At 66.4% G+C, this 450-nt stretch carries 1 protein-coding gene; it reads left to right on the top strand.

The features are described 5' to 3' along the window. On the top strand, window positions 1–450 hold a 450-nt coding region (locus tag GL263_RS27810; RefSeq protein WP_182858473.1), incomplete at both ends, for an extracellular solute-binding protein.

Raw genomic sequence — 450 nt, 5'->3', positions numbered from 1 at the left:
ACCTGGGCCTGGACCCGCACAGCGGTGACCCGGCCGAGCTGCAGAAGGCGGCCGACCTGCTGAAGTCGATCCGACCGTACGTGCAGAATTTCCACTCCTCGCAGTACGTGGGTTCGCTGGCCAATGGCGGCACCTGCCTGGTGGTCGGCTGGTCGGGTGACATCATCCAGGCCCGCGACCGCGCCGAGGAAGCCAGCAATGGCGTGCACGTGGCCTATTCGATCCCGAAGGAAGGCGCCCCGCAGTGGTTCGACATGCTGGCGATCCCGAAGGACGCCAAGCATCCGGAGGCCGCTTACGCCTTCATCAATTACCTGCTGCAGCCGAAGGTTGCCGCGGCCAACACCAACTTCATCCACTACGCCAACCCGGTGCCGACCGCGACCCCGCTGGTGGATGAGGCGATCCGTACCGACCCGACCATCTACCCGCCGGCCGACGTGGCCGCGA

Origin of the sequence: Streptomyces durbertensis (assembly GCF_014156695.1) — a bacterium.
Lineage (GTDB): Bacteria > Actinomycetota > Actinomycetes > Streptomycetales > Streptomycetaceae > Streptomyces > Streptomyces durbertensis.
This window is presented reverse-complemented; position numbering and strand designations above follow the sequence as displayed.